The 20,479-nt window shown below is 73.6% G+C and carries 19 protein-coding genes; 9 read left to right on the top strand and 10 right to left on the bottom strand.

Annotation, left to right across the window (positions count from 1 at the left end):
* Nucleotides 1-55 precede the first annotated feature (55 nt).
* Complete coding sequence (locus tag ACTEI_RS21130; protein ID WP_122979229.1) at nucleotides 56-742, top strand: DUF2690 domain-containing protein; 687 nt, start codon at nucleotides 56-58, stop codon at nucleotides 740-742.
* 79 nt (nucleotides 743-821) lie between these two features.
* On the opposite strand, the gene ACTEI_RS21135 is transcribed toward ACTEI_RS21130, so the two are convergent.
* From ACTEI_RS21135 to ACTEI_RS21145, 3 genes are all read right to left on the bottom strand, one after another.
* On the bottom strand, nucleotides 822-1,457 hold the full coding sequence (locus tag ACTEI_RS21135; RefSeq protein ID WP_244940644.1) for a DUF305 domain-containing protein: 636 nt from the start codon (nucleotides 1,455-1,457) through the stop codon (nucleotides 822-824).
* 301 nt (nucleotides 1,458-1,758) lie between these two features.
* The gene (locus tag ACTEI_RS21140) at nucleotides 1,759-2,505 is read right to left on the bottom strand and encodes a lytic polysaccharide monooxygenase (RefSeq protein WP_122982308.1); all 747 of its coding nucleotides are present in this window, start codon (nucleotides 2,503-2,505) and stop codon (nucleotides 1,759-1,761) included.
* 140 nt (nucleotides 2,506-2,645) lie between these two features.
* Nucleotides 2,646-4,097, bottom strand: coding sequence for an XRE family transcriptional regulator (locus ACTEI_RS21145; RefSeq protein ID WP_122979230.1), 1,452 nt, complete (start codon nucleotides 4,095-4,097; stop codon nucleotides 2,646-2,648).
* 128 nt (nucleotides 4,098-4,225) lie between these two features.
* Between ACTEI_RS21145 and aceA the strand changes: the two genes are divergently transcribed.
* On the top strand, nucleotides 4,226-5,512 hold the full coding sequence (aceA, locus tag ACTEI_RS21150) for an isocitrate lyase (protein WP_122979231.1): 1,287 nt from the start codon (nucleotides 4,226-4,228) through the stop codon (nucleotides 5,510-5,512).
* A 1-nt stretch (nucleotide 5,513) separates the two neighbouring features.
* A complete protein-coding gene (aceB, locus tag ACTEI_RS21155; RefSeq protein ID WP_122979232.1) occupies nucleotides 5,514-7,139 on the top strand; it encodes a malate synthase A in 1,626 nt (541 codons plus the stop codon).
* 85 nt (nucleotides 7,140-7,224) lie between these two features.
* Here aceB and ACTEI_RS21160 read toward each other — a convergent pair whose 3' ends face one another.
* From ACTEI_RS21160 to ACTEI_RS21180, 5 genes are all read right to left on the bottom strand, one after another.
* Nucleotides 7,225-7,878: a VOC family protein gene (locus ACTEI_RS21160; protein WP_122979233.1), complete on the bottom strand. Its 654-nt coding sequence runs from the start codon at nucleotides 7,876-7,878 to the stop codon at nucleotides 7,225-7,227.
* 99 nt (nucleotides 7,879-7,977) lie between these two features.
* On the bottom strand, nucleotides 7,978-8,358 hold the full coding sequence (locus ACTEI_RS21165) for a RidA family protein (RefSeq protein WP_122979234.1): 381 nt from the start codon (nucleotides 8,356-8,358) through the stop codon (nucleotides 7,978-7,980).
* On the bottom strand, nucleotides 8,301-9,029 hold the full coding sequence (locus ACTEI_RS21170) for a phosphatase PAP2 family protein (protein WP_239082430.1): 729 nt from the start codon (nucleotides 9,027-9,029) through the stop codon (nucleotides 8,301-8,303). Before ACTEI_RS21170 ends, ACTEI_RS21165 begins: the two co-directional genes overlap by 58 nt.
* 9 nt (nucleotides 9,030-9,038) lie before the next feature.
* Nucleotides 9,039-9,716, bottom strand: coding sequence for a phosphatase PAP2 family protein (locus ACTEI_RS21175; protein WP_122979235.1), 678 nt, complete (start codon nucleotides 9,714-9,716; stop codon nucleotides 9,039-9,041).
* A gap of 87 nt (nucleotides 9,717-9,803) precedes the next feature.
* Nucleotides 9,804-10,436 (bottom strand): NAD(P)H-dependent oxidoreductase, encoded by a 633-nt coding sequence (locus ACTEI_RS21180; protein ID WP_122979236.1) that lies wholly within the window; start codon nucleotides 10,434-10,436, stop codon nucleotides 9,804-9,806.
* A 141-nt stretch (nucleotides 10,437-10,577) separates the two neighbouring features.
* Here ACTEI_RS21180 and ACTEI_RS21185 point away from each other — a divergent pair, with 141 nt between their 5' ends.
* The 3 genes from ACTEI_RS21185 (at nucleotide 10,578) to ACTEI_RS21195 (ending at nucleotide 15,238) form a co-directional block, all read left to right on the top strand.
* On the top strand, nucleotides 10,578-11,072 hold the full coding sequence (locus tag ACTEI_RS21185; protein WP_122979237.1) for a MarR family winged helix-turn-helix transcriptional regulator: 495 nt from the start codon (nucleotides 10,578-10,580) through the stop codon (nucleotides 11,070-11,072).
* Between the two features lie 142 nt (nucleotides 11,073-11,214).
* Nucleotides 11,215-12,837: an isovaleryl-CoA dehydrogenase gene (locus ACTEI_RS21190; protein WP_122979238.1), complete on the top strand. Its 1,623-nt coding sequence runs from the start codon at nucleotides 11,215-11,217 to the stop codon at nucleotides 12,835-12,837.
* 163 nt (nucleotides 12,838-13,000) lie between these two features.
* On the top strand, nucleotides 13,001-15,238 hold the full coding sequence (locus tag ACTEI_RS21195) for a putative bifunctional diguanylate cyclase/phosphodiesterase (RefSeq protein WP_239082429.1): 2,238 nt from the start codon (nucleotides 13,001-13,003) through the stop codon (nucleotides 15,236-15,238).
* On the opposite strand, the gene ACTEI_RS21200 is transcribed toward ACTEI_RS21195, so the two are convergent.
* The gene (locus ACTEI_RS21200) at nucleotides 15,221-16,693 is read right to left on the bottom strand and encodes an ATP-binding protein (protein ID WP_122979239.1); all 1,473 of its coding nucleotides are present in this window, start codon (nucleotides 16,691-16,693) and stop codon (nucleotides 15,221-15,223) included. The genes ACTEI_RS21195 and ACTEI_RS21200 overlap by 18 nt on opposite strands.
* 210 nt (nucleotides 16,694-16,903) lie before the next feature.
* On the opposite strand from ACTEI_RS21200, the gene ACTEI_RS21205 reads away from it, so the two are divergent.
* Complete coding sequence (locus ACTEI_RS21205; RefSeq protein WP_203723684.1) at nucleotides 16,904-18,430, top strand: M28 family metallopeptidase; 1,527 nt, start codon at nucleotides 16,904-16,906, stop codon at nucleotides 18,428-18,430.
* 390 nt (nucleotides 18,431-18,820) lie between these two features.
* On the top strand, nucleotides 18,821-19,225 hold the full coding sequence (locus ACTEI_RS21210) for an SRPBCC family protein (protein ID WP_164466035.1): 405 nt from the start codon (nucleotides 18,821-18,823) through the stop codon (nucleotides 19,223-19,225).
* 3 nt (nucleotides 19,226-19,228) lie between these two features.
* On the opposite strand, the gene ACTEI_RS21215 is transcribed toward ACTEI_RS21210, so the two are convergent.
* Complete coding sequence (locus ACTEI_RS21215) at nucleotides 19,229-19,765, bottom strand: GNAT family N-acetyltransferase (RefSeq protein ID WP_239082428.1); 537 nt, start codon at nucleotides 19,763-19,765, stop codon at nucleotides 19,229-19,231.
* A gap of 238 nt (nucleotides 19,766-20,003) precedes the next feature.
* Here ACTEI_RS21215 and ACTEI_RS21220 point away from each other — a divergent pair, with 238 nt between their 5' ends.
* A complete protein-coding gene (locus ACTEI_RS21220; protein WP_122979241.1) occupies nucleotides 20,004-20,450 on the top strand; it encodes a hypothetical protein in 447 nt (148 codons plus the stop codon).
* Nucleotides 20,451-20,479: the final 29 nt, after the last annotated feature.

The raw sequence follows: 20,479 nt of genomic DNA on the forward strand, positions 1-20,479 counted from the left end.
GACCGGACCGGGGGCCTAGCGTCGGAAGTCGACATCTTCCGAACGGGGGTTCATCATGTCCAGACGCCCGCAAAGGCTGGCCGTCGCCCTGCTGGCCGCAGCCGGCATCGCGTTCGCCGGGGCCTCACCCGCCGGCGCCGTGTCCGCCGATGCCGTCTCCACCGGCGTCTCGCCCACCGGTGTCGTCTCCGCCAACGCCTCACCCGACGACGCCGAGCCCGCCGGTACCAAGTCCGCCGGCACCCAGTCCGCCGGCACCAAGCCCGTCGGCGCCCAGCCCGCCGCCACCCAGCCCGCCGCCACCTCCACCGACAGCGCTGAGCCCAACGGCGCCTCGCCCACCGGCGCCGGGCCCGGGGCGGCGGCCTGCGGGGCGAAATGCGACCAGCAGGATCCGCGGACCTTCAACATGTGCGGCTCGGCCTGCCAGGACGGCATTCCGCAGCGCTGCGCCGACGACGCCGTCACGCGGCACACCTCGGAGCGCGGCTGGGTCGAGCTGCGCTACAGCGTCGCCTGCCGCACCGTCTGGTCGCGTACCGCGGTCGGCTTCCCGGGGATGCGCGGCGAGCACTGGGTCGAGACCCGGTACAGCAACGGCGTGCTGCGCATGGCGACCACGCCGACCTCGGACGCCTGGTCCCCGATGCTCAACGACGCCGGGCTGGCCGGGCGCGCCTGCGCCGCCACCCTGGACGTCCACTACGAACGCACCGCGACCGAGTGCACCGGCTGGTACTGACCGGGTGCCGGCGACCGCGGCGGCGGTGCGCCCTGCGGGCCGGGCGGGACCGTCCCGGTCGTCCGGCCGCGGCGGACGGTCAGGCGGCCAGCCGCAGCAGGCGCTGGATCTGCGACTGCCGGTCCACGGCCATCCGGGCGGCGAGACTGCGCGCCGGTGGGTAGGCGCCGCCAGCCGCCTCCATCCGCAGGGTCGCCATGCCGTTGTGGAGGCTGCCCAGCAGGAGGCTCACCGCGGTGCGGTCGAAGTCGGCGCCCCGGGCCGCCGCCAGCTGCTGGAGGTCGGATGCGCGTAGCGCGTGCAGGTCGCCGTGGCCGGCGTGCGCGCCGGCCGACGGGTCGGCGGTGACCGGTTCGGCCCAGCCCAGCAGCCAGCGTCGCATCATGCCGCGCTCGGTGCGCCACTGCCCGCGCAGCTCGGTGGCGATGCCCCGGATCCGCGGGTCGGTGGCGCGCTGCTCGGCCAGCGCGGCGACCCGATCGCCCTCGCTGATCTGCGTGAGCCCCATCTGCAGGAACATCACGTCGACGTCGTTGACCGCGGCGGCGGCGCCGGGCGCGGCCGGCGGGGTGGCGGCGCCGGGCGTCTCCGGCCGGGTGGTGGCCGGGCGGGACGTGACGGCGGTGCCCGGCGCCGTCGGCCGGGTGCCGCCGCCGGGCGCGGCGGCGGGGCGCGCGCACCCGGCGGACACCAGTACGGTCAAGGTCAGGCCCACGACGGCGGCGGACCGGGCGCGCCCGCCGCGCCGGCCGGTGCCCGGTGTCCCGGCCCGCGCCGTGCACGCGGCGCGGACCGCGAACGCCGCACCCGCCGCACCCACCGTGAAGGCCGCACAAATCCCGAGCGCCGCACGGACCGCACCCGCCGCACCCACCGTGAAGGCCGCACAAATCCCGAGCGCCGCATGGACCGCACCCGCCGCACCGACCGTGAAGGCCGCACGGAGCGCGAACCCCGCACGGAGCAGGGCGGCCCGGCAGGCCGGGCCGCCCGGGTCGATCAGCGTGGGCACGGCGTCACAGCGCGGTCCACAGGGCGGGTACGTTCGGCGGCTCCCACCCGCTGATCGCGGTGTGCGCCTGCCGGCACTGGTACGACCGCCCGGCGTAGGTGACCCGGTCGCCCGCCCGGTACGCGGTCCCGGCCGCCCACGTCGTGCTGCCCGTGGGCGGCGCGGTCGTCGGCGTGACCGTGGGCGACGGCGGCGGGGTCGTCGGGGCGGTCGGGGTCGGGGTGGGGTTCGACGTGCCGCCGGTGATGTTCAGGTCGACGCACGAGTAGAACGCGTTCGCCGTGTCGGCGACGTTCCACCGGGCGAGCACGGTCTGCCGTCCGCTGAAGCCCTTCATGTTGACCGTGTGCGACTTGGTCGCCCCGGGCTGCGCGCCGCCGTCGTTGAACGACGCGAGCAGCGTGTTGCCGATGAAGTACTCCCAGGTCGCGGTGGAGTGCCGGGCGGTGAGGACCCAGTTGAAGGTGACCGTCTGGCCGACCGTGGCCGCCGGCCAGTTCTTGCTGTTGTCGTTGAGCACGGTGAACCGGCTGCCGCCTCCGTTGCACTGCTTGGAGCCCTTCGGGGCCTCGACGCTCTGCGGTTCGTAGACGATGTCGCCGCAGCCGGAGACCGCGCCGCTGGCGCAGCTCGCCTGACGGCTGGGCGGGGATGAGATGTAGCCGTGCGCGAAGGCTGGGGTGACCGCCACGAACAGCGAACCGGTGACCGCCGCGACGGTCAGGGCCGGCAGGGTGAATCGGCGTCTCATCGGGGACTCCTTGAGGGGGATGAGGGACGACGTGTTCACCAACGTAAATTAAGTCGGGTTAACAGTAAACACTGTTAAGGATTCTTTAGGGTGGGTGCGAACCGGCCCGGCCGCCACCGGCCGCGCGCCACGGGCACGGCTCAGGAGCGGCGGTCCAGGAAGTCGTACACGTCGCGGTTGTCCACCCCCGGGAAGGTGCCCGGCGGCAGGGCGGCCAGCAGGTGCGAGTGCACCCGGGCGCTCGGCCAGGCGTTGCCGGCCCAGCGGTCCACCAGGTGGGCCGGCGGGCGCCGGCAGCAGTCCGGGTCCGGGCAACGGGAGACGGTACGGCCGGTGGTGTCCCCGCCGCGGAACCAGCGCGCGTGCTCGTACGGCGTCCCGACGGTCACCGAGAACTCCCCCGAGCGGGTCGACTCCACGTGCACGGTGCACCAGTACGTGCCCGCCACCGTGTCGGTGAACTGGTAGAACGACGAGTACGGGTCGTCGGCCTCGAACACCGTCCGGGACGCCCACTTGCGACACACCGGCTGGCCCTCGATCGCCCCGGTCACATCGGACGGGAAGCGCACGTTGTCGTTCTCGTACGCCTTGTAGACGATGCCGCTCTCGTGCACCCGGGCGAAGTGCACCGGGATGCCGAAGTGCTGGGTGGCCAGGTTGGTGAAGCGGTGCGCCGCGGTCTCGTAGGACACCCCGAACGCGTCCCGGAAGTCGTCGATGGCCAGCGCCCGGTCGGCCTTGGCCGCGGTCAGGAAGTCGACCGCGAACCGCTCCGGCATCAGCAGCGCCGCCGCGAAGTAGTTCACCTCGACCCGCTGGCGCAGGAAGTCGCCGTAGTCGGCTGGGTCGTGGTGGCCGAGCACGAAGTGCCCGAGCGTCTGCAGGACCACGCCGCGCGGGTCGTGCCCCCTGCCGCTGGCCACCTGGGGCAGGTAGATCCGGCGGTTCTTCAGGTCGGTCACCGAGCGGGTGGAGCTGGGCAGGTCGTTGACGTAGTGCAGGGTGAAGCCGACCTGCGCGGCGATGTCGAGGATGCCGCGCTGCGACAGCGGGCCGGTGGTGTGCCGTACCGATTGCAGGATCCGGTTGGCGGCGGCCTCGATCTCGGCGAAGTAGTTGTTGCGCTTGCGCATCTCCGCGCGCAGTTGCGCGTTCGCCCGGCGGGCCACCTCCGGGGTGGCGCTCTGCTCGGTGAGCAGCCGGTTGAGCTCGCGGTGCAGGCCGATCAGCGACTCCAGGGCGTCGGCCGGCAGGCGCCGGCCGGCCTTGACGACCGGCAGCCCGAGTGCGGCGTACGCGGGATTCTGCTGGAAGTGCGCCAGTTCGATCTCCAGGCCGGCGCGCCGGCTGGGCGCCTCCGGGCGCAGCAGGTCCTGCATCGGCACCCCGAGGGCGGCCGCGATGGCCTGCAGGACCGAGAGCTTGGGTTCGCGCTTGCCGTTCTCGATCAGGGAGAGCTGCGAGGGCGCACGCCCGACCGCGTCGCTGAGCTGGTCGAGAGTCATGCCCCGGGTGCGTCGCAGGTGCCGGAGGCGCTGCCCCAGGGTCACCAGATCGACGGCGGACTCGGCGGAGGGTGAAGCGGTCACGGGTTTCAACGTAACAGAATTTTCGACGTTCTTCTGTGCCGAAAGTCCTTCAACGGGGCCGGTGGGATCCCTGAGAGTGAAGTTCTTCCACGAGGAAGAACGCGACAGGGCAGGAAAGGGATCTTTCGATGACGGAGCTGACCGAAACCAGGGGCGGTACCGCTGCGGACCTCACTCGGGCGTGGGCCGGCGACCCCCGGTGGACCGGCATCACGCGCGACTACACCGCGCACGACGTCGTGAAGCTGCGGGGCTCCCTGCAGGAGCGACACACCCTCGCCGAGCGCGGCGCGGCGCGGCTGTGGGAGCTGCTGCACAGCGAGGAGTACATCAACGCGCTCGGCGCCCTGACCGGCGGCCAGGCCGTCCAGCAGGTGCGCGCCGGCCTGAAGGCGATCTACCTGTCCGGCTGGCAGGTCGCGGCGGACGCGAACCTGTCCGGCAACACCTACCCCGACCAGTCGCTGTACCCGGCCAACTCGGTGCCCGCGGTGGTCCGGCGGATCAACAACGCGCTGCTGCGCGCCGACCAGATCGACCACGCGGCCGGCCGGCACGAGCGGGACTGGTTCGCCCCGATCGTCGCCGACGCGGAAGCCGGCTTCGGTGGCCCGCTCAACGCGTTCGAGCTGATGAAGGCGATGATCGCGGCCGGTGCGGCGGGTGTGCACTGGGAGGACCAGCTGGCCAGCGAGAAGAAGTGCGGCCACCTCGGCGGGAAGGTGCTCATCCCGACCCAGCAGCACATCCGTACGCTGAACGCGGCCCGGCTGGCGGCCGACGTCGCCGGGGTGCCGACCCTGGTCATCGCCCGCACCGACGCCCTGGCGGCGGACCTGCTGACCACCGATGTGGACGAGCGCGACCGGCCGTTCCTGACCGGCGAGCGCACCTCCGAGGGCTTCTTCCGGGTCCGCCCGGGCGCCGAGGCGGCAATCGCCCGCGGTGTCGCCTACGCGGACTACGCCGACCTGCTCTGGGTCGAGACCGGCAAGCCGGACCTGCGCTTCGCCAGGGAGTTCGCCGAGGCGGTGCACGCCAAGCACCCGGGCAAGATGCTGGCGTACAACTGCTCCCCCTCGTTCAACTGGAAGCGCAACCTGGACGACGCCGACATCGCCCGCTTCCAGAAGGAGCTCGGCGCGATGGGGTACAAGTTCCAGTTCGTCACCCTGGCCGGCTTCCACGCGCTGAACCACTCGATGTTCGAGCTGGCCAAGGGCTACGCGGCGAGCGGCATGACGGCGTACGTGAAGCTGCAGGAGGCGGAGTTCGCCGCCGAGGCCGACGGGTACACCGCCACCAAGCACCAGGCCGAGGTCGGCACCGGCTACTTCGACGCGGTCTCCACCGCGCTGAACCCGCAGAGCTCCACCACCGCGCTGTCCGGATCCACCGAGGCGGAGCAGTTCTGACATGGGCGGCGAAGAGGTCACCATCACCGGCACCACCGCCGGCCGCTACCGCGAGATCCTCACCCCCGAGGCCGTCGCGTTCGTCGTGGCGCTGGACCGCGAGTTCGGCGCCCGCCGGGTGCAGTTGCTGGAGCGCCGCCGGCGCCGCCGGGCCACCCGCACCACCGATCTGGACTTCCTGCCCTCCACCCGGCACCTGCGCGAGGACCCGTCGTGGCAGGTCGCGCCCCCGGCCGCGGACCTGCGCGACCGCCGCGTGGAGATCACCGGCCCGCCCGAGCGCAAGATGACCATCAACGCGCTCAACTCCGGCGCCCGGGTCTGGATGGCCGACTTCGAGGACGCCACGTCCCCCACCTGGGAGAACGTCGTGCTCGGCCAGGTCAACCTGAAGGACGCGCTGGACGGCACGCTGAGCTGGACCGCCCCGGACGGCCGGCTCTACCAGGTCGGCGCCACGCTTCCCACCATCATGGTCCGCCCGCGTGGCTGGCACCTGCCGGAGTGCCACCTGCGGATCGGCGGCCGGGCGGTCTCGGCGTCGCTGTTCGACTTCGGCCTGTACCTGTTCCACTGCGGGCGCAAGCAGCTCGACCGGGGCAGCGGCCCGTACTTCTACCTGCCGAAACTGGAGTCGCACCTGGAGGCCCGGCTCTGGAACGACGTCTTCGTCTTCGCGCAGGACTACCTGGAGATGCCGCGCGGCACCATCCGGGCGACCGTGCTGATCGAGACGATCAACGCGGCGTTCGAGATGGACGAGATCCTGTACGAGCTGCGCGAGCACTCGGCGGGTCTGAACGCCGGCCGCTGGGACTACCTGTTCAGCATGATCAAGAACCGGCCGGACGTGGTCCTGCCCGAACGCTCACAGGTCACCATGACCGTGCCGTTCATGCGGGCCTACACCGAGCTGCTGGTCAAGACGTGCCACCGGCGCGGCGCGCACGCGATCGGCGGGATGGCCGCGGTCGTGCCCAGCCGGGACCCGGTCGCCGCCAAGCGCGCCCTCAACCAGGTGCGCCAGGACAAGCGGCGCGAGGTCGGCGACGGTTTCGACGGCTCCTGGGTGGCGCACCCGGGGCTGGTCGAGATCTGCCGCGAGGTGTTCGACCAGTGGCTCGGCGACGAGCCGCACCAGATCGTGCGCAAGCGCGACGACGTGCGGGTCGGCGCGGCCGAGCTGCTCGACGTGCGCTCCAGCGCGGTCACGGTGAGCGAGGTGGCGCTGCGTACTAACGTCAGCGTCGCGCTCCGCTACATCGCCGCATGGCTGGGCGGGCGCGGCGCGGTCGCGCTCGGCGGGCTGATGGAGGACGCCGCCACCGCCGAGATCTGCCGGGCCCAGCTCTGGCAGTGGATCGCGTCGGGGACGCCCACCGACTACGGTGTGCCGGTGACGGCCGCCCTGGTCACCCGGATGTTGCGGGAGGAGTTGACGGTCCTCAGCGAGACCGGTGCGCTCGACGAGGAGGCGGCCCGGCTCTTCGGTCAGGCCCGGATGCTGCTGACCGTCCTGCTCACCGAACGGACCTGCCCGGAGTTCCTGACCCTGCCGGCATACCTACGGCACCTGTCGGGTGGGTCGGCGGCTCCGGTCACCGTTCAGGCTCCTGTCGCGGCCTGACCGGTGAGGCGACGCGGGGCAGCCCTCCGACCTGCCCCGCGTCGCCGCGACCGCGCTGAGCCGGCGTCTCGTCAGAGGCGCCGGCTCAGCCGCGGTCCTGCCAGGTGCACAGGCAGACCCGGTTGCCCTCCGGATCGGCGAGCACCCAGAACCGCGGCGCGTCCGCGTCACTGACCAGCGTCCCGCCGGCCGCGAGCGCCGCGTCGATCCGCGGCCGCACCTCGCTCGGGTCCACCCACAGATCCGGGTGCCAGCGCTGCCGCGGCTCCTGGCTGCCGGAGCGCTGGAACCACACCGCCGGAAGCCGCCCGGCCGCGTCCCGCACCTCGTCGTTGACCCCGTCGTGGTCCCGCTGCTCCATCCCGAGCACGGCCGCCCAGAACGGCGCCACCCGGTCCGCGGCCGGGGTGTCCAGGGCCAGCTCCAGCACGGCGAGCCCGGCGCGCTCCGGCGTCACTCCGGCCCGCGCCGCGAGATCCGAGATCGTACCGGCCAGGCGCAGGTCGCGCCCGGTCACCCGGCCGACGTCGTGGCTGGTCGTCCGCACGTCCAGGTAGGTGTAGCGCAGGTCCAGGTCCGGGTGGTGATCCATCTCCTCGGCGGCCGCCGCGATCGCGTTCAGCAGCGCCAGCCCGGCCGCGAAGTTCCCGGTCCGCAGTCGGGTCTGCAGCCCGCCCAGCAGATACACCCAGCCGTCCGGCGCCTGCTCGGCGATCTCCCGCCCACTCAGCTTCGTCATGCCCCCATGCTGTCCGGCCCGGCCGGACCGGCGCGCACCGGCCCCCGGACCGGGTGGGCACCGCCGCGCGCCGGACCGGCCGGCACCGGAGCACCCGGCTCAGATGACGGCGACAGCCTCCACCTCGATGAGGAACTCCGGGCTGAGCAGCCCGGCCACCCGGATCAGGCTGCTGGTGGGCGGGGCGGCGAGGTTCACGAACTCGTCGCGTACCGCCCGGACCGTCGGCAGCTCCGCGGTGTCCACCACGTAGAACGTCAGTTTGACCACGTCGGCCCAGGTGGCCCCGGCGGTCTCCAGCGCGGCGCCGAGATTGCGGAAGACCTGCCGGGTCTGCTCGGCCCAGCCGCGCGGGACGACCCCGTCCGGCCCGGCCGCGACCTGGCCGGACGTCCACACCAGACGGCTGCCGGAGTCGATGGTCACGACGTTGCTGTACCCGTTCGGCGACGGCGGGCCGGGGAAGTCGAAGGGGACCATGCGCCCACCTTAGTGAGCCGCCAGCGCACGCGCCGGTCCAGGACGCCGCGGGCCATGACGGCGAGACAGAGCGAGGAGTTCAGGAACGAGGAGAGCACGTCGCTGGGGTGATGCATGCCCCGGTACAGCCGGCCGAGCGCGACCGCGAGCGGGACGAGCGCCAGCAGCCAGCACAGGGCCTTGAGCCAACCCGGCCGGGCCAGCGAGGCGAGCACCACGGCCAGTCCCACGTAGAGCGCGAACGCGGCCGAGGTGTGCCCGGACGGGAAGCTGGAGGTGGGCGGCGACGCGTCCAGGCGCTGCACGTCCGGCCGCGGCCGGTCGATCGCCAGGGTGGTGAGGAAGAAGACCATCGCCTGCGCGATCACCGCCAGGCACAGGAACACCGGCTCGCGCCACCGGCGCAGCACCAGCCGCAGGACCACGGCCAGGACCGCGGTGACCACGACGATCGTGGAGGTGTTCCCGGCGGCGCTGAAGAACCAGGAGATCTCGGTACGGCCCTCGGTCCGGTCCGCGGCGAAGGCCCGGTTGACCCCGTCCTCCACGGCGATCGGCCAGACGTGCGAGAGCGTGTGGGTGAGCAGGAGCCCGAGGCCGATCATCAACCCCAGGATGCCGGCGACCGGCAGCACGATGCGCTTGAGCGCTTGTACGGCGAGTGTGGACACCGCCGCCTTCTACCCAGTCACGCGCTGCCGGACACGCCGCCGCTGGAACACCGCGACGGTGACCGCCGGTACCGCGACGCCGAGCAGCAGCCCGGCCGCCACGTCGCTCGTCCAGTGCACGCCGAGCCCGACCCGGGTGCCGGCGGTGACCAGGGGCAGCAGGACGGCGGCCGCGCACAGCGCCGCCCGTCTCCCGCGCCCGCGCGTGCGGGGCAGCAGGACCAGCAGGATGACCGCCGCGCCCAGCGCGCTGGTGAACGCATGGCCGGAGGGGAAGGAGTATCCGGTGGCCTGGGCGACCGGGTCGAGCAGGTCCGGCCGGTGCCGGCCGAAGAGCAGTTTGAGTACGGCGCCGAGTACTCCCCCGGCCGTCATGGTGGCCACCACCCACCAGGCGAGCACGGTCTCCCGGCGGCGCGCCAGCCGGATGGCCAGCAGGAGCGCGGCGAGCCGCCACGTGTTCGGGTGCAGGAGCAGGCTCCACCAGCTCATCGCGTCGACCCAGCCGGGATGGTCGAGGGCCAGGTCGTGCAGCGCGTCGGTGACCCGGCCGTCCAGGTCGTGCAGCGTGGCGGACCGGGCGGCCACCAGCGCGGCGAGCATCCCGAACGGCACGAGCAGCGCCGTGGCCGCCACGGCGGCCGCGGTGGTCCGTACCCCGAAAGCGATCTCCTGCTCGTCCCGCATGGGCGGGCATATACCCCGGCCCCGCACACCGATGCGTGGCGCGGCGCCACCGTTGCGGCGGTGTCGCGCCCCGCATCGGGCGACGCGTCAGCGCGCGGCGAAGGTACGCCCGGCCTCGGCCGCGGCGGTGTGCGCGGCCTCCTTCATCGCGGTCGCGGTCTCGGTGAAGGCGTCCAGCGCCGGGTTCACGCCGACCAGGGTGAACTCGCGCTCGATCAGGGCCAGGTCGGCGCCCCAGATGTCGGCGATCACGCGGCGCAGGTAGTCGGTGTTGTGGTCCCAGCCCTCGCGCGGGGTGCCCGGGCCGTAGGCGCCTCCGCGGGTGGTGACCACGATGACCGGCTTGCCGTCGAGCAGCTTCTCCCCCAGCGGGCCGCCGGCCATGGCCAGGTCGAACCAGGTCTTGACGTGCTGGGAGACGCCGTAGTTGTAGAACGGCAAGGCGAAGATGGCGCCCTGCGCGTCGCGCAGCTCGGCGGCCAGCTCGTTGGCCAGGGCCAGCGCGCGGCGCTGGGCGTCGGTGCGGTCGGCCTCGGCGATCCAGGCCGCCTGGGTGGCGAGCTGCCACGCGTCCGACGGCAGCGGCTCGTTGCCGATGTGCCGACGAACGATCTTGGTGTCTGGCCGGGCCTCCAGCCAGGCGGCCTCGGCGATGTCGGCGAGCGCGCTGCTCGCGGAGTTCGGCCCCTGGATGCTCGCGTCGACGCGAAGAATGCTCATCGGTACTGCTCCCGTTGCGTTCGGACTTGAACCGTCAACTCAAGTTAGGCGGCTAGGACTTGAACCGTCAAGTCCTAGCGGTGGCTGATCCACGTCGGCAGCGTCACTGGCCGAGTTGAGAGTTCAAGCTATCGTTTGCCCATGAGCACCGAAGAGCCCCGCTGGCTGGACGCCGAGGAGCAGGCCACCTGGCTGGCCATGATCAAGATGCTCACCCGGCTCCCGGCGGCTCTCGACGCCGACCTGCACCACAGCGCCGGCGTCTCGTTCTTCGAGTACCAGGTGCTCGCCGGCCTGTCCATGCGAGCCCGGCACACCGCGCGGATGAGCGAGCTGGCCGAGTTCAGCGCCTGCTCGCTGTCCCGGCTCTCGCACACCGCGCGCCGGCTGGAGTCCAAGGGCTGGCTCTACCGCACGCCCGACCCGACCGACGGCCGCTACACGCTCGCCGTGCTCACCGAGGCCGGCTGGGCGAAGGTGGTGGCCACCGCGCCCGGGCACGTCGCCTCGGTGCGCCGGCTGCTGATCGACGCGCTCACCCAGACGCAGTACAAGCAGCTGCGGCAGATCAGCGAGCGGGTCAACGACGCGATCGGCCACGACCCCTGTCTCGGGGTCAGCGACAAACCCTGCTGAGGGGCCGGGCTGACACCGGCCCCGGGGCGGCGCGCCGAGGCCCACGGTGCGCCGCTGATCTCACCGCCGGGCGGGGCACGTACGCCGCCGCGCGGATTCCGGGGTCTCCCGCTCGTGGTTACCGTGGAGTAGGGTCCCGGGCGTGACGCACCGGGTGTTCAACCAGCCGCCACCGCTTGTCGGGCACGACGTCGCCGCCGACGCCGCGCTGATCGAGGCGCTCGAGCGGGAGGGCGCCGGCTGGGCCGCCGCCGACCTGCACCAGCTCGGCGTGCGGGCCGGCGGCGAGGAGGCCCAGCGGTGGGGTGACGAGGCGAACCGGCACGAGCCGCGGCTGCGCACCCACGACCGGTACGGCCACCGCCTGGACGAGGTCGACTTCCACCCCGCCTGGCACCGCCTGATGGACGTCGCGGTGTCCGCGGGGCTGGCCGGCGCGGCGTGGGCCGACCCGCGCCCGGGCGCGCACGTGGCCCGCGCCGCCGGGCTCTACGTCTGGTCGCAGCCGGAGGCCGGCCACATCTGCCCGATCTCGATGACCTACGCCGTCGTCCCGGCGCTGCGCCACAACCCGGAGCTGGCCGAGCGGTACGAACCGCTGCTGACCAGCCGCTCGTACGACCCCGGCCTGCGCGCCCCGGCCGGCAAGAGCGGCCTGCTCGCCGGTATGGGCATGACCGAGAAGCAGGGTGGCTCGGACGTGCGCGCCAACACCACGACCGCGGTCCCCGGCGACGCCGGCACCTGGCGCCTGACCGGCCACAAGTGGTTCACCAGCGCCCCGATGTGCGACCTGTTCCTGGTCCTGGCCCAGGCCCCGGGCGGGCTGTCCTGCTTCCTGGTGCCGCGCGTGCTGCCCGACGGCACCCGCAACGTTTTCCGCATCCAGCGGCTCAAGGACAAGCTCGGCAACCGCAGCAACGCCTCCAGCGAGCCGGAGTTCGACGGCACGGTCGCCTGGCTGGTCGGCGGCGAGGGCCAGGGCGTGCGCACCATCATCGAGATGGTGTCGATGACCCGGCTGGACTGCGTGACCGGCTCCGCGTCCGGGATGCGCGCCGCCCTCGCCCAGGCCGTGCACCACGCGCGGCACCGCCACGCGTTCGGCGGCCCGCTGATCGCCAAGCCGGCCATGCGCGCCGTGCTCGCCGATCTCGCGATCGAGAGCGAGGCGGCGACCGCGCTGGCCATGCGACTGGCCGGGGCGGTCGACCGGGCGGTCCGCGGCGACCGCGCCGAACAGGCGTTCCGCCGGCTGGCCATCCCGGTCGGCAAGTTCTGGGTGTGCAAGCGGCAGCCGGCTGTGGTCGGTGAGGCCCTGGAGTGCCTGGGCGGCAACGGCTACGTGGAGGACTCCGGCCTGCCCCGGCTCTACCGCGACGCCCCGCTCAACTCGATCTGGGAGGGTTCCGGCAACGTCCAGGCCCTGGACGTGTTGCGCGCGCTGCGCCGGGAGCCGGAGAGCCTGGAGGCCTTCCTGGCCGAGGCCGACGCCGCCGCCGGCGCCGACCGGCGCCTCGACGACGCGGCGCGACGGCTGCGCGACCAGCTCGCCGATCCGGACCACCCGGAGTCGCGTGCTCGCCGGATCGTCGAGCAGATGGCCCTGGTCCTGCAGGGTTCCCTGCTGGTCCGGCACGCCCCGGCGGCGGTCGCCGACGCGTTCTGCGCCAGCCGGCTGGGCGGCGACTGGGGCCTCTCGTTCGGCACCCTGCCCGCCGGCACGGACACCGCGGCGATCGTCGAGCGGGCCGCTCCCGCCTGACAACCCGGGCCACTCCCGCCTGACAACCCGGCCCACTCCCGCCTGTAGACCGGGGCCACTCCCGCCTGACAACCCGGCCCGCTCCCGCCTGTAGACCGGGGCCACTCCCGCCTGACAACCGGGGCGGTCCTCAACCGTGGGCCGGGCGGGCCGATCGGGGGACGTGCGCAACGGACGGGTCGGGCTGTGGGCGGTGTGGCTGGTGGTGGCCGCCGTCGCCGCGCTGTGCTTGCCGCTGGCGCCCGGGAACACCCTGCCGACCAAGATCTACGGGAACGCGGTCGGGGTCTCGGCGGTGCTGATGGCGTGCGCCGGTGTGCTGCGCAACCGGCCGGAGCACCGCGGGCCGTGGCTGATGCTCGTCGCCGGGATGGCGCTGCTGGTCGCCGGGGACGTCACCTACGACGTGACCGAGCTGCGGCTGGGCGAGTACCCGTACCCGCACTGGGCGGACGCGCTGTACCTGTGCGCGTACCCGCTCCTGCTGATCCCCGGGATGGTCCGGCTCAGCCGCGGCAACGGCGACCGGGATCGCGGCGGCCTGATCGACGCCGCGGTCATCTCCACCGGGGTCGGGCTGATCTACTACGTCTTCGTGGTCGGACCGGCGCTGACCACCGCCGGCACCCCGCTGCCGGAGCGCTTCGTCACCATCGGCTACCCGCTGTGCGACGTGATGCTCACCGCCGCGGTCGCCCGGATGCTGACCCGGCCGGAGAACCGGACCCCGAGCCTGCGGCTGCTGGGCCTCGGCTCGATCATCATGCTGGCCGGTGACCTGGTCTACACGACGATGTCGGCCACCGCCGAGTACTCCGGCGGCATCATCGACTCGGCGTTCCTGCTGGCCTACGTCTGCTGGGCGGCCGCCGCGCTGCACCCGAGCATGCGGCGGCGCCCGCGGACCGGGATCGACCCGCACCGGGTCGGCAGCCGCCGGCTCGCCGTACTGGCCGCGTGCTCGCTGCTGGCGCCGGGGCTGCTGGTGCTGCAGGGGGTCCAGGATCCGCGGAACATCGCGTGGGCCGGCATCGGCGCCGGGGCGGTGACGCTGTTCCTGCTGGTGATCGCCCGCAGCTGGGGTTTCGTGAAGCAGGTGCAGCGGCAGGCCGGCCGGCTCGAGGACCTGGCGATGCACGACGAGCTGACCGGGCTGTCCAACCGCCGCGGGTTCGAGCGGCGCCTCACCGGCGCGCTGGCCACCGGCTCGCCGTACGTGCTGCTGCTCGACCTGAACGGTTTCAAGTCGGTCAACGACCGGTTCGGCCACGCCGTCGGCGACGAGCTGCTCGTGGTGATCGCGCACCGGCTCGCCGCCGCGCTGCCGGCCGAGGCGGTGGTCTCCCGGATGGGCGGCGACGAGTTCGCCGTGCTGCTGCCGGCGCACGCCGCGGACCGCCCGGGCGGCGCGCGGCGCTGCGAAGGGGTGGCCGAACGCCTCGACACCGCGACCCGGCTCCCGGTCCGTGCCGGGGGCCAGGACCTGCTCGTCGGCGCCAGCATCGGGATCGCCGACGGCGCCGGCCTCACCGATCCGGTCGAGGTGCTGCGCCGCGCCGACGTGGCGATGTACGCCGCCAAGGCAGGCGGCGGGCGGCACCACTGGTACACCGTCGAGCTGGACACCCGGGCCGGCGAGGAGGCCCGGCTCGGCGCCGACCTGCGCATCGCGCTGGACGCCGGCCAGTTCCACCTGGTCTATCAGCCGGTCGTGAACCTGCCGGACGGGACGGTACGGGCGGTGGAGAGCCTGGTGCGCTGGCAGCACCCGGAGCGCGGGGCGGTCAGCCCGGCCGAGTTCATCCCGGTCGCCGAGCGCACCGGCCTGATCACCGAGCTGGGCCGGTGGATCCTGCGCACCGCCTGCGAGCAGTACCGCGCGTGGCAGGACCGGGGTGTCGCGCCCCGACACATCGGCGTGAACGTGTCGGCGCGGCAGCTCGCCGAGCCGGGCTTCGCCGCCGCGGTGGCCGCCGTGCTCGCCGAGACCGGGATGGACCCGCGCCGCCTGGTCGTCGAGATCACCGAGACCGCGGTGTTCGGCGGCGGGGTGGCCGCCCGGGCGGTGCACGACCTGCACGCGCTCGGCATCTCGATCGCGCTGGACGACTTCGGCACCGGGCACTCGTCACTGGGCGTCCTGCAGGCCCTGCCGGTCGACATCCTCAAGGTGGACAAGTCGTTCGTGGAGAACGTGACCGTCTCGGACCGGCACGCGGTGATCGCCGCGTCGCTGATCCAGCTCACCGAGGGGCTCGGGCTGATCGCGGTCGCCGAGGGCGTGGAGACACCGGCGCAGGCGGCCGCCCTGCACCGGCTCGGCTACCGGCGGGCCCAGGGCTACCACTTCGGGCGGCCGGCCGCGGACCCGTTCGCGCCGGTGTCAGCCGCGGCCGCGTAGCGCCCGGACCGCGGCCAGCAGCTCGGCCTGGGAGATCGGCTCGGCCCGGCCGCCGGTGCGGGCGTCCTGCATCGCCTTGGTCATCTGCACCCGGCGCAGCACCTCCCGGATGTCCGCGCCGGTCATGCCGGTGCTGGCGGCGCCGAGCGCGGCCAGGTCCAGATCGCCGGCGAACATCCGGAAGCCGTCGCGCTCGTGCGCCGCCACCAGCCCCTGGATCATCTTGCGGAAGATCTCCGCACGGCTCGCCTCGTCCGGCCTCGGCACGCTGATCTTGACGTCGAACCGCCCGGACCGGATCAGCGACTCGTCGACCCGGTCCGGGAAGTTGGTGGTGGCCACCACGATCACGTTCGGGTTCGCCTCGATCAGGTCGTTCATCTCCTGCTTGAAGATCCCGGCGACGGCGTTGAGCGCCTGGCTGGCCGCGTCCCCGCCGGCCCCGGCGTAACTGACGATCGAGTCGAACTCGTCGAACAGGATCAGCGTCGGCACCCGGTATCGGCGGGCGTCACGGAAGATCTGCTTGATGTTGCGTTCCGAGCCGCCGAGCCACTTGTCCAGGATCTCCGGGGTACGGATCTCCCGGAAGTCGGCGCCGATCTCGTTGGCCAGCGCCCGGGACAGCATGGTCTTGCCGGTGCCGGGCGGGCCGTACATCAGCAGGCCCTGCGGGCGGCGCGCGCCCCAGCGCGCCATCGCCTCCGGGTGCCGGAACGACACCGCGATCTGCCGCAGCTCGCCGACCACCTCGGCGAGGCCGCCGACCATGTCCAGGGTGACCTGCCGGGTGGTGACCGGCGCCGGCGGCGGGGCGGCCTCCCGGCTGAACAGGTAGCGCCGGCCGCGCAGCGCGTCCGCGCCGGCCAGCTCGGCCACCGCCTGCAGGGTCAGGGTGACGAAGGCGCGCAGGTGGTTCGGCGTCACCTCGTCGCGCGGCACCTGCGCGCGCAACCGCACCACGTCGCCGTCCGCCTCGTACCCGACCTCGGCCTGCAGGCCGACGCCGGCGTCGGCCAGGACCGCCGGTCCGCGGTGCGCCGCCGGGCCGCCCGCCCGGTCCAGGCCCAGTTTCCGGTACGCCGCGGCCGCCGCCGTGCCCACCCCGTCGACGATCCGGGTCGCGACCGGGTCGCCCTCGGCGATCCGTCTGGACAGCAGCAGGCCGATCGGGTCCCGGCCGAGCACGATCCGGCGCATCCGCTCGGTGGTCATCGGGGCCGCGCCGGCGTGCACCCGGGCCACGAACACGTGGGCCGGGCCGCCGGCCGCGTCGACGCTGGAGACCGTCACCTCGACCCGCCGCACCGGTTCCGGCCAGTCGGCGCGGCGGACCAGATCCACCGGGTTCACCCGCGCCGCGGCCAGGATGGTGGACGCGTCGACCAGCTCGACGGTGGCTCCGGCATACTCGAAGGTGTCGCCGCGCGGATGCGCGAAGTTCGCCTCGGACATGGTTTCCTCCGCTTTCCGACTTTCTCCAGAGTGACACGGCGGCGCTTCCGCGCCACATTCATCTCGGCTAATCTTCGGACGCTGATCACCCTCGATGCCGTGGGGCGCGGCCGGTGGCCCCGGCGGCGGCACACGGCCGTCGCTGTCGCCAGACCGGCGCCGTCGCGCTCACCGCAGCGCGCTCGCCGGGCTTATGGAGGAGGAAGTTCGTTGCGTCGACGCATACTCGCCGTTCCCCTCGCCGCCGCCCTGATCGTGACGCTGGCCCCGCAGCCGGCGTCCGCGGTGGACGAGGTCAACACCAAGAAGCTGCGGGACGCGGTCACGGTGGCCGGCATCCTCGGGCACGAACGCGTGCTGCAGCGCATCGCCACCCGCAACGACGGCACCCGGGCCTCCGGCACCCCCGGGTTCGCGGCCAGCGCCGCATACGTCTCCGGGGTGCTGAAGAACGCCGGGTACCGGGTGACCGAACAGAAGTTCACCTTCGCGTTCTACCGCGAGCTGGCGCCGGCGCAGCTGACCCCGGTCGCCCCGGCCGGGCCCGCCTACGCGACCGCCACCTACGAGTACTCGGCCAGCGGCGACGTCACCGGCCGGGTGGTGCCCGCGCTGAACAACGTCCTGCCGCCCACGCCGGAACCCAGCTCCACGGCCGGCTGCGCGGCCGGCGACTTCGCCCCGGCCTCGGCGACCGCGCCGGAGATCGCGCTGATCCAGCGCGGCGGGTGCGACTTCGCGGTGAAGGCCGCCAACGCGGCCGCCGCCGGCTACGACGCGGCGATCATCTTCAACGAGGGTCAGCCGGGGCGTACCGAGCTGTTCCAGGGCACGCTCGGCGGGGCGATCGACATCCCGGTGGTCGGGTTGAGTTTCGCCGACGGCAGCGCGCTGGCCGCCGCCGCGGCGTCCGGGACCGTCACCCTGCGGGTGCGGACCAGCACCGAGATCAACCCGAACGCCACCACCAGCAACATCATCGCGGACAGCCCCGCCGGTGACCCGGACCGTGTGCTGGTCGTCGGCGCGCACCTGGACTCGGTCGTCGAGGGCGCGGGCATCAACGACAACGGGAGCGGCTCGGCCACCATCCTGGAGATCGCCGTCCAGATGGCCAAACTGAAGATCAAGCCCCGCCAGCAGGTGCGCTTCGCCTTCTGGGGCGCCGAGGAGGCCGGCCTGCTCGGCTCGGAACACTACGTCGCCGACCTGAGCGACACCGAGCTCACCCACATCTTCGCGAACCTGAACTTCGACATGGTCGGCTCCCCGAACTACGTCCGTTTCGTCTACGACGGCGACGGCTCGGCGACCGGCACGTCCGGCCCGGCCGGCTCGGAGCGGATCGAGTCGCTGTTCACCGACTACTTCGCCGGTCGGGGCCTGGCCAGCGACCCGAGCGAGTTCAACGGGCGCAGCGACTACGGCCCGTTCATCGAGGCCGGCATCCCGGCCGGTGGCCTGTTCAGCGGCGCCGAGGGCGTCAAGACCCCGGAGCAGGCCGCGGTCTACGGCGGGACCGCCGGCGCCCCGTACGACGCGTGCTACCACCAGGCCTGCGACGACATCGACAACCTGAACACCACGGCGCTGGCCGAGCTCGGCGACGCCGCCGCCCACGCGGTGCTCACGCTGGCCCGTACCAAGACGGGCCTCTACCCGGACGGCAGCCTCCGGGCCCGGGCCCGCGCCGCCGCGCCGGACTTCCCGTACCGGGGCGGCCACCTGGTCCGCTGATCACCGGTCCCGGTCCCGCGCGCGGCGGGACCGGGACCACCCCGCCGCGCGTCTCCAGCGGCCACGGCCCCATCTCCAGCAGGACGTCGAGCCGGCGCCCGGTGCGGGTCACCCACCACCCGGGCGGCCGGCCCGCGTCCACTGCGGATCCCACCGGTCGTTCCTCTCGCGGGTACCGTGCCCGGCATCGCGGCTCCGGCCTCGGACCGGCGTGCCGTCCCGCCCACGGTGGGCCGGAGCGCCACCGGCGATGCCGTCTCCAGCGGCGAACCGGCCGCGCCGGCCCTCCCGGATCCGCGGTGCTCGAATCGCCGCCGGGCAATGCCGCTTCCGGCAGCCCGCGGCCGGCTGGCGCCCGCGGGAGTCCGGCGGAGATGGCATGATGCGACCGTGGCCACCGAATCCCGGCACCTGAGCGTGTCCATCGACCGCCCGGCCCGGGCCGTCTACGAGTACGCCCGCGACCCGGCCAACCTGGCGCACTGGGCGCCCGGCCTGGGCGGCAGCGTGCGGCGGGTGGACGGGCGGTGGCTCGTCGACGTGCCGGGCGGCGCCGCCGAGGTGGTCTTCGCCGAGCGCAACGAGCTGGGCGTGCTGGACCACGACGTGCACCTGCCCGGCGGCGGGACCGTCCACGTCCCGTTCCGGGTGATCCCCGACGGGGCGGGCTCCGAGGTGGTGTTCACGGTGCGCCGCGCCGCGGGCATGACCGACGACGAGTTCGACCGGGATGCCGCCGCGGTCGCCGCCGACCTGGCCCGGCTCAAGCGGATCCTGGAGGGCCGGACCGGCTGACGGTCAGCCGAGCTGCTGCTCGAGCACCTGACCGGGCCACGGGTCGCCGCCGGGCTGCGGCACGGTGAACTGCTGGGTCGCGGTGAAACCCTGGCTCTCGTAGTACCGCACCAGGTCCCGGTCGGCCCCGGCGTAGCAGTCGACCCGCAGCAGCCCCGCGCCGGAGGCGACCGCGAGCCGCCGGGCGTAGGCCAGCAACCGGCGGCCGATGCCCTGGCCGGCGTGGTCGCGGTCGGTCACCAGCAGCACGATGTACAGCTCGGGCTCGGGGGCCGGGTGGACGTACGCCGGGGGCTGGCCGATGCCGAGCGCGCCGACCACCCGGTCGCCGCGCACCGCCAGGTGGAGGCCGCCGTCCGCGGCGATCCCGGCGATGAGCGCGGTCAGCCGGCGGCTCTCGGACAGCGGCTCGGCGCCCCACTGACCGGTCCGGCCGCGGGCGCTCAGCCAGCGCACCGCGCCGTCGAGCAGCGCCATCACGGCCGGGACGTCGTCGGGGTCGCCACGCCGGATGTCCGTCCACTCTGTACCGTCACGCACCTTGACCATTCTGCACCCTGTCGTGCCGAAATGGCCCGCGCCGCGAGGGCGATTCCCGCACGGGCGCTCGCCCACCCGGACGGCGGCGCTTCCACGGTGACCGTCGGTGATCAGTCAGCGGCGGCTCCCGGGGCGGCGTGCCGGTGCCGGAGCAGCGTGCCCCGCTCACCCCGGTTTCCGCCGGAGGGCGCATCGGCACAGGGCTTGACCCGGGCGTATACACGTCTACCGTTTGGTTATGAGCGACGAGGAGTTCATCCACACGGCCCTCGTCGTGGCGTTCACGGCGGAGCCGGGCCACCCCCGCAGCCTCCAGCGCGCCATTGACGAGATCTACCGACTGTTGTCCGAGGCCCCCGCGGGCCATCCCGATCTCGTCATCGGGTGGGGTGTCCTCGTCGATCTGCTCCACGAGCGGGCCGAGGACTCCGGGGACCCGGGCGACTGGGACGCGCTGGTGGACGCCGCCGGGTGCATGGTGCTCGTCGCCGACGCCGGCACCGAGCTGGCGGTGCGCGCCTGGCGCCGGCAGTGGCAGGCGCTGCTGCTGCGCCACCAGGCGACCCGCGACCCGGCCGACCTGCGCGACGCGAAGGTCGCCGCGGCGGCGCTGGCCGAGGCGGCCGCCGCCGTACCCCGTTCGCCGCATCAGCCACGGCCGCGGCGTCCGTGGCGATGTGATTGATCCGGACCCCGTGTTTACACGTATCTAGG

This window comes from Actinoplanes teichomyceticus ATCC 31121 (genome assembly GCF_003711105.1).
GTDB classification, from domain to species: domain Bacteria; phylum Actinomycetota; class Actinomycetes; order Mycobacteriales; family Micromonosporaceae; genus Actinoplanes; species Actinoplanes teichomyceticus.

Bases quoted from the DNA above. Each gene is read 5' to 3' on its own strand.
- aceA (WP_122979231.1), top strand. From the start codon at position 4,226: ATGACGGAGCTGACCGAAACCAGGGGCGGTACCGCTGCGGACCTCACT.
- ACTEI_RS21130 (WP_122979229.1), top strand. From the start codon at position 56: ATGTCCAGACGCCCGCAAAGGCTGGCCGTCGCCCTGCTGGCCGCAGCC.
- ACTEI_RS21165 (WP_122979234.1), bottom strand. From the start codon at position 8,358: ATGGTCCCCTTCGACTTCCCCGGCCCGCCGTCGCCGAACGGGTACAGC.
- ACTEI_RS21185 (WP_122979237.1), top strand. From the start codon at position 10,578: ATGAGCACCGAAGAGCCCCGCTGGCTGGACGCCGAGGAGCAGGCCACC.
- ACTEI_RS21180 (WP_122979236.1), bottom strand. From the start codon at position 10,436: ATGAGCATTCTTCGCGTCGACGCGAGCATCCAGGGGCCGAACTCCGCG.
- ACTEI_RS21140 (WP_122982308.1), bottom strand. From the start codon at position 2,505: ATGAGACGCCGATTCACCCTGCCGGCCCTGACCGTCGCGGCGGTCACC.
- ACTEI_RS21175 (WP_122979235.1), bottom strand. From the start codon at position 9,716: ATGCGGGACGAGCAGGAGATCGCTTTCGGGGTACGGACCACCGCGGCC.
- ACTEI_RS21200 (WP_122979239.1), bottom strand. From the start codon at position 16,693: ATGTCCGAGGCGAACTTCGCGCATCCGCGCGGCGACACCTTCGAGTAT.
- ACTEI_RS21160 (WP_122979233.1), bottom strand. From the start codon at position 7,878: ATGACGAAGCTGAGTGGGCGGGAGATCGCCGAGCAGGCGCCGGACGGC.
- aceB (WP_122979232.1), top strand. From the start codon at position 5,514: ATGGGCGGCGAAGAGGTCACCATCACCGGCACCACCGCCGGCCGCTAC.
- ACTEI_RS21220 (WP_122979241.1), top strand. From the start codon at position 20,004: ATGAGCGACGAGGAGTTCATCCACACGGCCCTCGTCGTGGCGTTCACG.